Here is a 13,359-nt window from a genome sequence, read left to right on the forward strand (position 1 = left end):
AGATATCCCATGTTCTTCGCATTGCGGCCCTTCGAGATTACAACCCGCAAGCCTGCAATCATAGACGCCGATTGCAAAACTCGCCTGGGGGTTACTGAGCGGTCGGCCAGGGCAAAATCGGAATGGCCGTCACGGCGTTCTGCGGGCTGCCTTCGATCAGGCGGTCGCTGTAGACCAGGTACACAAGCGTATTGCGCTTCTTGTCGAGGAAGCGCACCACTTGCATGGTCTTGAACACCAGCGAGGTGCGCTCCTTGAACACTTCGTCACCGTCCTTGAGCTCGCCCTTGAAGCGGATCGGGCCCACCTGACGGCAGGCAATCGAGGCTTCGGCGCGGTCTTCGGCCAGGCCGAGGCCGCCTTTGACACCGCCGGTCTTGGCGCGGGACAGGTAGCACGTCACGCCGTCGACCTTGGGGTCGTCGAAGGCTTCGACCACAATGCGGTCGTTGGGGCCGACAAACTTGAACACCGTGGACACTTGGCCAATTTCTTCGGCCGAGGCCAGCAGCGGCATGGCCAGCAGCAGGCCGAGCAATCCCTTCATGACACGCATTGTGTATTCCTTTGGTTAGACCAGAATCAGGTTATCGCGGTGCACCAGTTCCGGTTCCGCCATGTAGCCTAATAGTCCGACAATCGCGTCAGACGATTGTCCAATAATTTTCTGCGCTTCAAGGGCACTGTAGTTGGCCAGGCCGCGAGCAATCTCACGACCGTCCGGCGCCACGCACACCACCATTTCCCCACGGCGGAAACTGCCCTGCACCAACTTGACGCCGACCGGCAGCAAGCTCTTGTTACCCTGGGACAAGGCCGATACCGCGCCATCGTCCAGCACCAGGGTGCCACGGGTTTGCAGATGACCGGCCAGCCATTGTTTGCGCGCGGCGAGCATGCCGCGTTCCGGCGACAGCAGCGTGCCGATGCGCTCACCGGCCTTGAGACGATCCAGCACGCGCTCCAGGCGCCCACCGACGATGATCGTGTGGGCACCAGAGCGTGCGGCCAGGCGCGCTGCGCGCAGCTTGGTCTGCATGCCACCACGGCCCAGGGCGCCGCCAACGCTGCCGGCCACGGCGTCCAGCGCCGGGTCATCGGCACGCGCTTCATAAATAAGCTGGGCGTCGGGGTTGTTGCGCGGGTCGGCGTCGAACATGCCGTCGCGGTCGGTGAGGATCACCAGCAGGTCAGCTTCCACCAGGTTGGCAACCAGGGCGGCCAGCGTGTCGTTGTCGCCGAAGCGGATTTCGTCGGTGACCACGGTGTCGTTCTCGTTGATCACCGGGATCACCTTCAGCTCCACCAGCGCGCGCAAGGTGCTGCGGGCATTGAGGTAGCGCTTGCGGTCGGACAGGTCGTCGTGGGTCAGCAGGATCTGCGCCGTGTGGCGGCCGTGCTCGGCAAAGCTGGATTCCCAGGCTTGCACCAGGCCCATCTGGCCGATGGCGGCGGCGGCTTGCAGTTCGTGCATCGCGCTGGGTCGCGCGGTCCAGCCGAGGCGGCTCATCCCGGCGGCAACCGCCCCGGACGACACCAGCACCAACTCAACACCGGCCTCATGCAAGGCCACCATCTGCTCGACCCAGACGCTCATGGCTGCGCGATCCAGCCCCTTGCCATCTGCCGTCAGCAACGCACTGCCGATCTTTACGACCCAGCGCTGCGCACCTGTCACTTTGCTCCGCATCATCTTCAACCTTAGATTGAGGGTTGCGCGACCCAGCGCCGCCCATAACGTTAAACCCGGATACTAAAACGCCGCTCTATAAGGAGCGGCGTTCAAGTTTATCGCAACGGATCAGTCACGCACGTAAATGATTTCCGGACCGTCTTCATCATCCACGTCTTCTTCGTCCCAATCATCGTCGCCGATGTCGTGGACCGACTTCACGCCGCTGCGGCGCAGGGCACGCTGGTCGTCCAGGGCTTGCAGCTGGGCACGGGCTTCGTCTTCGATCTGTTGGTCGAGCTCGGCGAGTTCGGCCTTGAATACCGGGTCGGCCGCCAGGCGGTCGGCGCGGTCTTCGAGGTAGCGCATGATGTCGCGGGTCAGGCGCTCGGTGCCTTCTTTCGCGATGGCCGAGATCACGTAGACCGGGCCGGTCCATTCCAGGCGATCGACGATTTCCTTGACGCGCTCCTCGTGTTCTTCTTCGAGGATCTGGTCGCACTTGTTCAGCACCAACCAGCGATCACGCTCGGCCAGGGCCGGGCTGAACTTGGTCAGTTCGCTGACGATCACTTCGGCGGCGTCCGGTGCGCTGGTGTCATCCAGCGGCGCCATGTCCACGAGGTGCAGCAGCAAACGGGTGCGCGACAAATGCTTGAGGAAGCGGATGCCCAGGCCGGCGCCATCGGAGGCACCTTCGATCAGGCCGGGAATGTCGGCGATCACGAAGCTTTTCCAGCGGTCGACGCTGACCACGCCCAGGTTGGGTACCAGGGTGGTGAACGGGTAATCGGCAACCTTTGGCTTGGCAGCCGAGACCGAGCGAATGAAGGTACTTTTGCCGGCGTTCGGCAGGCCCAGCAGGCCCACGTCGGCGAGCACTTTCATTTCCAGCTTGAGGTCACGCTGCTCGCCCGGCTTGCCTGGCGTGGTCTGGCGCGGTGCACGGTTGGTACTGGACTTGAATCGGGTGTTACCCAGACCGTGCCAGCCGCCCTGCACAACCATCAGTTTCTGGCCGGCCTTGGTCAGGTCGCCAATCACTTCCTGGGTAGCGGAGTCGATGATCGTGGTGCCGACCGGCACGCGCAGTACCAGGTCTTCGCCTTTTTTACCGGTGCAGTCGGTGCTGCCGCCGTTGGAGCCACGCTCGGCATCGAAGTGCCGGGTGTAACGATAGTCGACCAGGGTGTTGAGGTTTTCGTCGGCCATCATGTAGATGGAACCGCCGTCACCGCCATCACCGCCGTTTGGGCCACCGTTTTCGATGAATTTTTCGCGACGGAAACTCATGCAACCGTTACCGCCGTCGCCTGCTTTTACTCGGATGGAAACTTCATCAACGAACTTCATAACAAAACGCCTCTCGCCGCACGGACGAGCTTAAGAAACCAAGACATAAGACTCTTGCAAAAATGAGCGCAGCGACCTCAATCAACGACCGCAAATCCAGCGCTTGAGCCCATTACAAACAGCTTTGCAAGAGACTCACCCCACAAACGAAAAAGCCCCGTCGCAAGACAGGGCTTTTCCAGCGATCTCGCAATTAAGCTGCGACAACGCTCACGTAACGGCGGTTGAAAGCGCCTTTTACTTCAAACTTGATCACGCCTTCGATTTTCGCGAAGAGGGTGTGATCTTTACCCATGCCAACACCGTAACCGGCGTGGAATTGGGTGCCGCGCTGACGCACGATGATGTTGCCCGGAATGATTTTCTGGCCGCCATACATCTTAACGCCAAGGCGTTTGGCTTCTGAGTCGCGACCGTTACGGGTACTACCACCAGCTTTTTTGTGTGCCATGAGTCAATTCTCCTAGTGAGGAATTAGGCTGAAATTAAGCCTGAATACCGGTGATTTTGATCTCGGTGTACCACTGGCGGTGGCCCATACGCTTCATGTGGTGCTTACGACGACGGAACTTGATGATGCGGACTTTATCGTGACGACCTTGGGAGATCACTTCAGCCACAACGGTAGCGCCAGCAACAACTGGAGCGCCGATGTTCACGTCATCGCCATTGGCGACCAACAGAACGCGATCAAAAGTAACGGATTCGCCGGTAGCGACTTCCAGTTTTTCGATCTTCAGGTATTCACCTGGGGCGACTTTGTATTGCTTGCCACCAGTAACAATTACTGCGTACGACATGGTATTTCTCCGATAATCCTGCTCACCCAGCGCTTTATAAGAAGAGGTATTGGCTGGCATGGCTGCATGGGATGGACGTCCCGAATGCAATTGCGTAAGGCAGGTGCTGCCCAGGAAGTTCAGGGTGCGCGATTGTACGCAAGCTATGGGAGGCTTGCAAGTGGCCGTCTATCGCGCCTTGACACCTGGGGGCCTGGGTCCTAGCATGCCGCGCAACCCTTCTGGAGCGACTGTCGCTGATGCAACCCCAAGCTTTCTACCGCGCGGTCGCGGACGATTTTAGCGCCGTCGACGGCATCATCAAGAAGCAGCTGACTTCTAAAGTGCCGCTGGTCTCCAAAATTGGCGACTATATTACGTCGGCGGGCGGTAAGCGCCTGCGTCCTTTATTAGTGTTGCTGTGTGGCAAGGCCTTGGGCCGCGAAGGCGATGACCTGCGCCTGCTGGCGGCCACTATCGAATTCCTGCACACCGCGACCCTGCTGCATGACGACGTGGTCGACATGTCCGGCATGCGCCGTGGCCGCGAGACCGCCAATGCCATGTGGGGCAACGCCCCTAGCGTGCTGGTGGGCGACTTCCTGTACTCGCGCTCGTTCGAAATGATGGTTGAACTCGGCTCGATGCCGGTGATGAAGATTCTTTCACAGGCCACGCGCATCATCGCCGAAGGCGAAGTGCTGCAACTGTCAAAGGTCCGCGACGCCAGCACCACTGAAGAAACCTACATGGAAGTGATTCGCGGCAAAACCGCGATGCTCTTCGAAGCCTCCACCCACAGCGCCGCCGCGCTGTGCGGCGCAACGGTCGAACAGGCCGAAGCCCTGCGCACCTTTGGTGATCACTTGGGCGTGGCCTTCCAACTCGTGGACGACCTGCTCGACTACCGTGGCGATGCCGAGACCCTGGGCAAGAACGTCGGTGACGACCTGGCCGAAGGCAAGCCGACCTTGCCGCTGATCTACACCATGCGCGAAGGTACGCCGGAACAGGCTGCCCTGGTGCGCAAGGCGATCCAGAAAGGCGGGATCGAAGACCTGGAGGCCATCCGTACCGCTGTCGAAGCGTCGGGTTCCCTGGAGTACACCGCGCAACTGGCACGCGATTACGTGGCCCGTGCGATCAAGTGCCTGGAAGCCCTTCCAGCCAGCGAATACCGGGACGCCCTGGTTGAGCTGAGCGAGTTTGCGGTCGCGCGTACGCACTAAAATAATGTGGGAGGGGGCAAGCCCCTCCCGCATTTAGTTTGCATTACCTATCCAAGACCACGCCCTGCCTTGGCTCAATTCCCTATATAATGTGCGACTTTTAGCCATCCTGACTTTCAAGGAGCTGTAGTGAGCACGTTGCCACCCTGCCCGAAATGCAATTCCGAATACACCTACGAAGACGGCGCCCAGCTGATCTGCCCGGAATGCGCCCATGAGTGGTCCGCCAGCGGCGAGGCCGACACGGCCAGCGACGAAACCGTGAAGAAAGACTCTGTGGGCAACGTCCTGCAGGACGGCGACACCATCACCGTGATCAAGGACCTCAAGGTCAAGGGCACCTCCCTGGTGGTCAAGGTCGGCACCAAGGTCAAGAACATCCGCCTGTGCGACGGCGACCACGATATCGATTGCAAGATCGACGGTATCGGCCCGATGAAGCTCAAGTCCGAGTTCGTGCGTAAAGTCTGAACCTGTTGCTTCCATCCCGCGCCCGCCGCGGGATGGCGTTTCGCCCTCCCCGTTGATCGAACGCAATATCCACACAGAAAAAAACACAAATCGCCAATAGGTACTTGCTATTCTACGAATAAGAATTATTCTCATTGAGCCCATCAAGGAGAACGACCATGACTTATTTGATAGATGCCTGGCTGGACCGCCCACACCCTTACCTGCGGATCCTGCATCGGGAAACCGGTGAAGTCTGTGCGGTACTGGAAGAAGAAGCGCTGAATGAACTGCAGGACCAGGGCGACCTGGACGTCAACGGGCTGAGCTCGAGTGAACCTGGGGTGCTGAAGGAGGTGGTGCGTAATCTGTTTCTGTTCTGCTATGCCCGAGCGTTGCGCCCGGCGACGGAGCTGAATGGCAAGTTCCATCCATGAACCACCACGCACATTCTGTGAGTACGGACCTTATGTGGGAGCGGGCTTGTTGTGGCGAGCACGCTTGCTTGCGCTGGGGTGCGAAGCGCCCCTGACTGCCGACGACTGCTGCGCAGCCGAGCGGGAGCATGCGCCCTCGCCACAACAAACCCGCTCCCACACAAGCCCAACACCCACAGAGATCAGCAGGTCTTACAGAACGTCGAGCAGCTCGACGTCAAACACCAGAACGCTGTGCGGCGGGATGCTGCCAACGCCTTGAGCGCCGTAAGCCAGTTCGCTCGGCACGTACAGGCGCCATTTGCTGCCGGCATTCATCAGTTGCAGGGCTTCGGTCCAGCCAGCGATCACGCCGCCCACCGGGAATTCTGCAGGCTGGCCGCGATCGTAGGAGCTGTCGAACACAGTGCCATCGATCAGCGTGCCGTGGTAGTGAGTACGCACTTGGTCTTCACGGGTCGGCTTGGCGCCGTCACCGGCAGTCAGCACTTCAAATTGCAGGCCGGAAGCCAGGGTGGTGATGCCATCACGCTTGGCGTTTTCAGCCAGGAATGCCAGGCCAGCGCCAGCCGCCGCTTCAGCCTTGGCGGCCGCTTCGGCTTGCATGATTTCGCGGATCACCTTGAAGCTGGTGGCCATTTGTTCTTGGTCGACACGGCTTGGCTTGCCGGCGAATGCGTCGGTCAGGCCAGCCAGGATCGCGTCCAGGCTGACGCCCGGTGGTGGGTTGTCGCGCAGTTGGTCGCCCAACTGACGGCCGATACCGTAGCTGACGCGGGTTTCGTCGGTGGACAGATTAACTTCGGACATGAAGAGGCTCCGCTGTAGGACAGCACGGTTTCCCGCGCCATCCAGAACTAAAAGGGCCCGCAGACTAGCACACAAGACCCGCCCATGATCAGCCCCCTCCCCCGTCAGCCACCGCGCTGGCACCCCTTCGTCGATCTGCGACGAAATAGCATTTCAGATTCATCTCTTGTCGCCGATACAGCCCTACACAGCAGCTGGCTCCAAAATCAATAACCGTCCAGCACACCCCCATTTTTTCCTGCGGAGCATTCAATGAACAGCTGGTTCGGCAACATCAGCGTCAACCTCAAACTCGGCCTGGGCTTCGGCCTGGTGCTCGTCCTCACCTCGATCCTGGCCCTCACCGGCTGGACCAGCCTCGGCGGCCTGATCGACCGCAGTAACTGGATGAGTGATATCACCCAGCTCAACGCGTCGTTGACCAAACTGCGAATCGTGCGCCTGCAATACATGCTCGCCAACGGCGACGAAGCCGTGGCCCAGAATGTACAGACCAGCCTGGATGCTTTCGCGGCCCAGCAACAAAAACTCCTGGACAGCTTCAAGAGCCCGGAAAACCTCAAGCTGCTCAACGAGCAGAAAGGCGTCATTACCGCCTATCAACAGTCCCTGAACAAAATGCGTGAGGCCTACCGTAACGGCAATGCCTCTCGCCAGGTGATGGGCGACAAGGCCGATATCGCCAACGCACAGATCGAAGCGTTGGACACCAAAGTGCAGCAGATGCCCGAAAGCCCGGAGCGTTTCAGCCAATTCCAGGCCGTGACGCGAGCCAAAGAAGAGTTCATGTTGGCCCGCTATGAAGTGCGTGGCTACATCGCCAACGTCAGCCCGGACACCGAAGCCCGTGCCGCCGCACAAATTGAAAAAGCCATCAGTGGCTTGAAAGGTCTCAGCGCCGTATTCGGTGCGAGCGAGCAAAGCGCTTTGACTGCGCTTGAAACCGCCCTTGGCGCCTACCGCACGGCCGTGCAGAACTACAAGGCAGCCAACGCCAACATCGTCACCGCCCGTGCCGAGATGACCACACAGGGTGCCGACATCGTCACCATCAGCGACAAGCTGTACGAAATTCAACTGAACCGCCGCGATGCCGAAAGCGCCCAGGCCCGTAGCCTGCAATTGATCAGCACCTTGCTGGCGCTGCTGGTTGGCGTCATCGCCGCATGGGTCATCACCCGCCAGATCACCCGACCGATCCAGGAAACCCTGGCCGTGGTGGAACGCATTGCCTCCGGCGACTTGAGCCACAACATCCAGGTCACGCGCCGTGATGAACTGGGCGTGCTGCAACAAGGCATCCAGCGCATGGGCACTACCCTGCGCGAATTGATCAGCGGTATTCGCGACGGCGTGACGCAGATTGCCAGCGCCGCTGAAGAGTTGTCGGCGGTGACCGAGCAAACCAGCGCCGGCGTGAACAGCCAGAAGATCGAGACCGATCAAGTCGCCACCGCGATGCACGAAATGACGGCCACTGTGCAGGAAGTCGCGCGTAACGCCGAACAGGCGTCCCTGGCCGCCGCAGATGCCGATGGTCAAGCCCGCGCAGGCGACAAAGTGGTCGCTGAAGCCATCGCTCAGATCGAGCGCCTGGCCGCGGAAGTGGCCCGTTCCACCGATGCCATGACCCACCTGCAACAAGAGAGCAACAAGATCGGCAGCGTGATGGACGTGATCAAGGCTGTGGCCGAACAGACCAACCTGCTGGCCCTCAACGCGGCGATTGAAGCGGCGCGTGCCGGTGAAGCCGGCCGTGGGTTTGCTGTGGTGGCTGACGAAGTGCGCGGCCTGGCCCAGCGCACGCAAAAATCCACCGAGGAAATCGAAGGCCTGGTCGCCGGCTTGCAGAACGGCACCCAGCAAGTGGCCAACGTGATGAACAACAGCCGCAGCCTCACCGACAGCAGCGTTGAGCTGACGCGCAAGGCCGGTGTGTCGCTGGAGAACATCACCCGTACGGTGTCGAACATCCAGTCGATGAACCAGCAGATCGCCGCCGCCGCAGAACAGCAAAGCGCCGTGGCGGAAGAGATCAGCCGCAGCATTGTGAATGTGCGTGATGTGTCGGAGCAGACTGCTACGGCGAGCGATGAGACGGCCAAGTCGAGTGTGGAACTGGCGCGGTTGGGTAGCCAGCTGCAGCAGATGGTCAGTCACTTCCGGGTATAAAACCGCAATCCCTGTGGCGAGGGAGCAAGCTCCCTCGCCACAGGCAAACAACCCCAGCCACTCACGGGGATTGCAAAAAAACCGCCCTACCCAGGCGGTTTTTTATTGCCTGCGATTTGCCCTTCAGCCCTCGCCTTCCTCTACAAACACCACCCGATTTCCAAACGGATCCTTGATGCTCATCTCCCGCGATCCCCAAGGCGTTTCCTCAACCCCGGGCTTGGCATACCGATAGTCCTTGCCCGCCAACTGTTGCTGATAGGCATCCACGCCTTGCGCTTGAATCCGCACCGCCGCACCCGGCGAGGCATCGCCATGGTGCTCAGTCAAATGCAGCACACATTCGCCCAGCGACACCTGCAAATACAGCGGGAAATTCGCCTCGAAACGATGCTGCCAATCCACTTTGAACCCCAGGAAGTCGACGTAGAACTCCAAGGCCTTGGCCTCGTCGAAAATTCGCAGAATGGGGGTGACTTTTCCTAAGTGCATGGTGACCGCTCCGTGTATGAGAACGCCCACTATAGAGACGAAAACCCACGACGCAAATCCCCACTGCGTGCCAGGAAACGACCCGGCCGCTGGCCATTCGCCTGCCCGTCGCTGTAGCTCAACACGCCGTTGACCCATACCCCATCAATGCCCTCGGCCGCGCGCTGCGGTTCCTTGAAGTCCGCCACATCACGCACGCGCAACGGGTCGAACAACACCAGGTCAGCCCAGTGTCCCTCGCGGATTTCACCCCGATCAGCCAGGCCAAAACGCGCCGCGGACAAGCCGGTCATCTTGTGCACAGCGGTGTGCAACGGGAACAACCCCACATCGCGGCTGAAATGCCCCAGCACCCGTGGAAACGCGCCCCACAACCGCGGATGCGGGAACGGATCCTCAGGCAAACCATCCGACCCCACCATCGATAACGGATGCGCCAGGATCCGCCGCACATCCGCCTCGTCCATCCCGTAATACACCGCCCCTGCCGGTTGTAGCCGGCGTGCGGCGTCCATCAACGAAACGTCCCACTCAGCGGCAATCTCCTGCAAATCGCGCCCGCCCATTGCCGGGCACGGCGTCGACCAAGTAATGGTGATACGAAACGCGTCCGTCACTTGTTTGAGGTCCAGGGTCGAAGAACTCGCGGCATAGGGGTAGCAATCACAGCCCACCGGATGGGTTTTCGCCGCCCGCTCCAGCGACGCCAACAGCTGCGGACTACGCCCCCAATTACCGGCACCCGCACATTTGAGGTGGGAAATGATCACCGGCACCTTGGCATGTCGGCCAATCAGAAACGCCTCGTCCATCGCCTCCAGCACCGGTTCGAATTCACTGCGCAAATGGGTGGTGTACACCGCACCGAACGCGGTGAGGGCCTCACTCAGTTGCAGCACTTCGTCGGTCTCGGCATTGAATGCACTGGCGTAGGCCAGGCCTGTGGATAAACCGAGGGCGCCGGCTTCGAGGCTCTCTTGCAACTGCACGCGCATGGCGGCGATTTCATCCGCCGAGGCGGTGCGGTGCAGGTCGTCCATGTGGTTGCTGCGCAACGCAGTATGGCCGATCAACGCCGCGACGTTCACCGCAGGATGTGCGCTTTCTACTGCAGCCCGGTAATCGGCAAAACGCGGGTAAGCAAAGGCCTCACGCGTGCCCAACAGGTTCATCGGGTCCGGCGGATCGCTGCGCAAACTCACAGGCGACGCGCTGATGCCGCAGTTGCCGACAATCACCGTGGTCACGCCCTGGCTGAGCTTGGGCAACATCTGCGGGTGGCGGATCACCACCGTGTCGTCGTGGGTGTGCACGTCAATGAAACCCGGCGCCAACACGCGGCCGGTGGCGTCAACTTCATGCTCGGCCATGGCCGTCGACAAATCGCCAATCGTCTCGATGCGCCCGTCGCGCAGCCCCACATCAGCGACGTAGCCGGGCGTGTTGCTGCCATCAATGATCAGCGCCTGGCGTATCAACGTGTCGTACTTCATTTCAGTCTCCAAGCGGCAGGCTGTCAGGGCCGCCGCGATAATCGTCCAGGGCCAGCTTGATCCGGCGCAGGCGCTCCTGGTTGTCGTCCGGCAGGGCCAAGGCCAGCTCGGTAGCGAGCAGGTCGATGGCCAGCAGCATGCCGTAGCGCGCCGCCGTGGGTTTGTAGATAAAGCTGGTTTCGGCCGGTTGCAGCGGCAGCAGCACATCTGCCAGTTGCGCCAAGGGTGAATCCGCAAGGGTGATGGCGACGATGCGCGCGTCGTAGTTGCGCGCCAGTTCCACCACGTCCAGCAGTTCGGGGGTGAGGCCGGTCAAGGAGCACACGATCAGCGCATGCTCCGGCCCCAGGGTCGCGGCCGTGACACGCATCATCACGGGGTCATGACAGGCGGCAATCGGATAGCCCAGACGCACCAGCCGTACCTGCAACTCATCGCTGCACAGGCTCGACGGGCCGCCCATACCGAACGCATGGATCATCCGCGCCTTGCCCAGCAGGTTGACCGCATCAACAAAGCTCGCCTGGTTGAACCCCGACAAGTGCTGCCGCAACGTCGCCTCGATATCCCCCAGGATCTGCCGATGAAACGCCGATTGCTCCGGTAACCCCGCAGGGTCGAGGAAGCGACTGCCGACCCCACTGGCCTGCGCCAATTGCAGGCGCAAGTCACGCAAGTCCCTACACCCCACACTGCGCGCGAACCGCGACAAGGTGGCCGTGCTGACCTCGGCCCGTTGGGACAGTGCCTCCAGGCTGGCCGACGCGGCAAAGCCCACATCATCGAGCATCAGCTTGGCGATACGCCCTTCGCCGGCGCTGAAGGAATCCTGACGGGCGCGGATCTGGTAGAGGATGTCCATGGGGTCTCCGGGTTACAAAATGAGGCTCATAAAACAAGAGACAGGCCGTAGGTGAGACCGAATGCCACCACAGAAATCAACGTCTCCAGCACGGTCCAGGTCTTGAAGGTCTGGATCACCGTCATATTGAAGTATTCCTTGATCAGCCAGAAGCCGCCGTCGTTCACGTGGGAAAAGATCACCGAGCCCGCACCGGTGGCCAACACCAGCAATTCGGGGTGTGGATAACCCAGGCCCATGGCGACCGGTGCTACAACACCGGAGGCGGTGGTCATGGCAACGGTGGCCGAGCCCGTGGCGATCCGCATCAACGCGGCAAACAGCCACCCCATCACCAGCGGCGACAAGTGGAACGCGTGGGCCAGACCAAGAATTTCGTTAGTCACTCCGGCGTCCACCAGGATCCGGTTCAAGCCGCCCCCCGCCCCCACCAGCAAGGTGATGCTCGCGGTCGGCGCGAGGCATTCATTGGTGAACTTGAGGATCGACTCGCGGTTGAAACCCTGCGCAATACCCAAGGTCCAGAAGCTCACCAAGGTCGCCACCAGGAGCGCAATCACCGAGTTGCCGATAAACAGCAGGAACTGGTTGAAACCGGTGCCCGGCGTGGAAATCACGTTGGCCCAGCCGCCGATCATCATCAGCACCACCGGCAACAGAATGGTGCCCATGGTCAGCGTAAAGCTTGGCAAGCGTGTACGCGGTTCGCGGTCGATGAACTGGCGTTCCAGCGGATTTTCCGCCGGCAGGTGAATGCGCGGCACAATGAATTTGGCGTAGAGCGGGCCGGCGATGATTGCCGTGGGGATACCAATGAGGATCGCATACAGCACGGTCTGCCCCACCGATGCGTTATACGCCAGCACCGCCATCATCGCGGCCGGGTGCGGCGGCACCAGCGCATGCACCACCGACAAGCCGGCGACCATCGGCAAACCGACCATCAGGATCGACACGCCCACACGCCGCGCCACGGTAAAGGCGATCGGCACCAGCAGCACAAAACCCACCTCGAAAAACAGCGGCAATCCCACCAGGAAGGCGATGCACACCATGGCCCAGTGCGCATTGCGCTCGCCAAACCGGTTGATCAACGTACGCGCCACCTGCTCGGCACCGCCGGACTCGGCCATCATCTTGCCAAGCATGGTGCCCAGCGCCACGACCAGGGCGATGTGCCCCAGGGTCTTGCCAACGCCCGCTTCGTAAGAGCCCATAATGGTGTCCGCCGGCATCCCGGCCATCAGCGCCAGGCCGATGGACACCAGGGTGATGACGATAAACGGATTGAGCCGGTAACGTGCAATCAGCACGATCAAAGCAATGATGGCGATGGCAGCGTATGCCAATAGCCCGAAGCCCGGTGATGCGGCCATGCGGTACTCCTCGGAAAGGGTCACGTCGAATGAGTTGTGAAACTCATAAATCATTACCGAGGAGTGTTTTCAATTTTTATGAAAGTAATTTTCGCCCACGGACAAGCGGTGTCGCGCTGGGATATGCCCGACAACCGTGTATGAAAATTCGAGGGGTGTTCTTACATGAAGATCAGACGATGCCGGAAACTCAACGTGCGCCATCGAGTCATAGAATGCGCCTACACTCATGCC

At 60.6% G+C, this 13,359-nt stretch carries 14 protein-coding genes and 1 pseudogene; 5 read left to right on the forward strand and 10 right to left on the reverse strand.

Annotated features, from left to right (window positions below; translation table 11 throughout):
- Positions 1 to 91: 91 nt before the first annotated feature.
- From ACI512_RS30195 to rplU, 5 genes are all read right to left on the reverse strand, one after another.
- Entirely contained in the window at positions 92 to 556 is a 465-nt protein-coding gene (locus tag ACI512_RS30195; RefSeq protein WP_015885841.1) for a CreA family protein, read from the reverse strand.
- A gap of 15 nt (positions 557 to 571) precedes the next feature.
- A complete protein-coding gene (gene proB / locus ACI512_RS30200; protein WP_026013771.1) occupies positions 572 to 1,690 on the reverse strand; it encodes a glutamate 5-kinase in 1,119 nt (372 codons plus the stop codon).
- 111 nt (positions 1,691 to 1,801) lie between these two features.
- Positions 1,802 to 3,025: an Obg family GTPase CgtA gene (gene cgtA, locus ACI512_RS30205; protein ID WP_015885843.1), complete on the reverse strand. Its 1,224-nt coding sequence runs from the start codon at positions 3,023 to 3,025 to the stop codon at positions 1,802 to 1,804.
- A gap of 193 nt (positions 3,026 to 3,218) precedes the next feature.
- Complete coding sequence (gene rpmA / locus ACI512_RS30210; RefSeq protein WP_003176049.1) at positions 3,219 to 3,476, reverse strand: 50S ribosomal protein L27; 258 nt, start codon at positions 3,474 to 3,476, stop codon at positions 3,219 to 3,221.
- Between the two features lie 34 nt (positions 3,477 to 3,510).
- A complete protein-coding gene (rplU, locus tag ACI512_RS30215; RefSeq protein ID WP_007950961.1) occupies positions 3,511 to 3,825 on the reverse strand; it encodes a 50S ribosomal protein L21 in 315 nt (104 codons plus the stop codon).
- Between the two features lie 239 nt (positions 3,826 to 4,064).
- Between rplU and ACI512_RS30220 the strand changes: the two genes are divergently transcribed.
- From ACI512_RS30220 to ACI512_RS30230, 3 genes are all read left to right on the forward strand, one after another.
- Complete coding sequence (locus ACI512_RS30220; RefSeq protein WP_236382513.1) at positions 4,065 to 5,033, forward strand: polyprenyl synthetase family protein; 969 nt, start codon at positions 4,065 to 4,067, stop codon at positions 5,031 to 5,033.
- A 129-nt stretch (positions 5,034 to 5,162) separates the two neighbouring features.
- Complete coding sequence (locus ACI512_RS30225; protein WP_015885845.1) at positions 5,163 to 5,504, forward strand: zinc ribbon domain-containing protein YjdM; 342 nt, start codon at positions 5,163 to 5,165, stop codon at positions 5,502 to 5,504.
- A gap of 158 nt (positions 5,505 to 5,662) precedes the next feature.
- Entirely contained in the window at positions 5,663 to 5,920 is a 258-nt protein-coding gene (locus tag ACI512_RS30230; protein WP_003194088.1) for a hypothetical protein, read from the forward strand.
- Between the two features lie 192 nt (positions 5,921 to 6,112).
- Here ACI512_RS30230 and ACI512_RS30235 read toward each other — a convergent pair whose 3' ends face one another.
- Entirely contained in the window at positions 6,113 to 6,730 is a 618-nt protein-coding gene (locus ACI512_RS30235) for an FKBP-type peptidyl-prolyl cis-trans isomerase (protein ID WP_236382514.1), read from the reverse strand.
- Between the two features lie 387 nt (positions 6,731 to 7,117).
- On the opposite strand from ACI512_RS30235, the pseudogene ACI512_RS30240 reads away from it, so the two are divergent.
- Positions 7,118 to 7,999 (forward strand): annotated as a pseudogene (locus ACI512_RS30240) (methyl-accepting chemotaxis protein); the annotation flags it as partial.
- Between the two features lie 198 nt (positions 8,000 to 8,197).
- Positions 8,198 to 8,902, forward strand: a complete 705-nt coding sequence (locus ACI512_RS30245) for a methyl-accepting chemotaxis protein (protein WP_371318427.1) — start codon at positions 8,198 to 8,200, stop codon at positions 8,900 to 8,902.
- A 123-nt stretch (positions 8,903 to 9,025) separates the two neighbouring features.
- Here the strand turns inward: ACI512_RS30245 and ACI512_RS30250 are convergent, their stop codons facing one another.
- Genes ACI512_RS30250 through ACI512_RS30265 form a run of 4 tightly spaced genes read right to left on the reverse strand, consistent with a single transcriptional unit; the run spans position 9,026 to position 13,125 of the window.
- Positions 9,026 to 9,394, reverse strand: coding sequence for a glyoxalase superfamily protein (locus tag ACI512_RS30250; protein ID WP_010206499.1), 369 nt, complete (start codon positions 9,392 to 9,394; stop codon positions 9,026 to 9,028).
- Positions 9,395 to 9,423: 29 nt separating this feature from the next.
- Positions 9,424 to 10,887 (reverse strand): amidohydrolase family protein, encoded by a 1,464-nt coding sequence (locus ACI512_RS30255; protein ID WP_236382562.1) that lies wholly within the window; start codon positions 10,885 to 10,887, stop codon positions 9,424 to 9,426.
- Between the two features lies 1 nt (position 10,888).
- Positions 10,889 to 11,749: a MurR/RpiR family transcriptional regulator gene (locus ACI512_RS30260; protein ID WP_064055190.1), complete on the reverse strand. Its 861-nt coding sequence runs from the start codon at positions 11,747 to 11,749 to the stop codon at positions 10,889 to 10,891.
- 26 nt (positions 11,750 to 11,775) lie between these two features.
- On the reverse strand, positions 11,776 to 13,125 hold the full coding sequence (locus ACI512_RS30265) for a gluconate:H+ symporter (RefSeq protein ID WP_236382538.1): 1,350 nt from the start codon (positions 13,123 to 13,125) through the stop codon (positions 11,776 to 11,778).
- Positions 13,126 to 13,359: the final 234 nt, after the last annotated feature.

Origin of the sequence: Pseudomonas petroselini (assembly GCF_045037875.1) — a bacterium.
In the GTDB taxonomy this organism is placed as follows: Bacteria; Pseudomonadota; Gammaproteobacteria; order Pseudomonadales; family Pseudomonadaceae; genus Aquipseudomonas; species Aquipseudomonas petroselini.

Coding starts and splice junctions, on each gene's coding strand:
- ACI512_RS30195 (WP_015885841.1), bottom strand. CDS start 556: ATGCGTGTCATGAAGGGATTGCTCGGCCTGCTGCTGGCCATGCCGCTG.
- proB (WP_026013771.1), bottom strand. CDS start 1,690: ATGCGGAGCAAAGTGACAGGTGCGCAGCGCTGGGTCGTAAAGATCGGC.
- cgtA (WP_015885843.1), bottom strand. CDS start 3,025: ATGAAGTTCGTTGATGAAGTTTCCATCCGAGTAAAAGCAGGCGACGGC.
- rpmA (WP_003176049.1), bottom strand. CDS start 3,476: ATGGCACACAAAAAAGCTGGTGGTAGTACCCGTAACGGTCGCGACTCA.
- rplU (WP_007950961.1), bottom strand. CDS start 3,825: ATGTCGTACGCAGTAATTGTTACTGGTGGCAAGCAATACAAAGTCGCC.
- ACI512_RS30220 (WP_236382513.1), top strand. CDS start 4,065: ATGCAACCCCAAGCTTTCTACCGCGCGGTCGCGGACGATTTTAGCGCC.
- ACI512_RS30230 (WP_003194088.1), top strand. CDS start 5,663: ATGACTTATTTGATAGATGCCTGGCTGGACCGCCCACACCCTTACCTG.
- ACI512_RS30235 (WP_236382514.1), bottom strand. CDS start 6,730: ATGTCCGAAGTTAATCTGTCCACCGACGAAACCCGCGTCAGCTACGGT.
- ACI512_RS30245 (WP_371318427.1), top strand. CDS start 8,198: ATGACGGCCACTGTGCAGGAAGTCGCGCGTAACGCCGAACAGGCGTCC.
- ACI512_RS30250 (WP_010206499.1), bottom strand. CDS start 9,394: ATGCACTTAGGAAAAGTCACCCCCATTCTGCGAATTTTCGACGAGGCC.
- ACI512_RS30255 (WP_236382562.1), bottom strand. CDS start 10,887: ATGAAGTACGACACGTTGATACGCCAGGCGCTGATCATTGATGGCAGC.
- ACI512_RS30260 (WP_064055190.1), bottom strand. CDS start 11,749: ATGGACATCCTCTACCAGATCCGCGCCCGTCAGGATTCCTTCAGCGCC.
- ACI512_RS30265 (WP_236382538.1), bottom strand. CDS start 13,125: ATGGCCGCATCACCGGGCTTCGGGCTATTGGCATACGCTGCCATCGCC.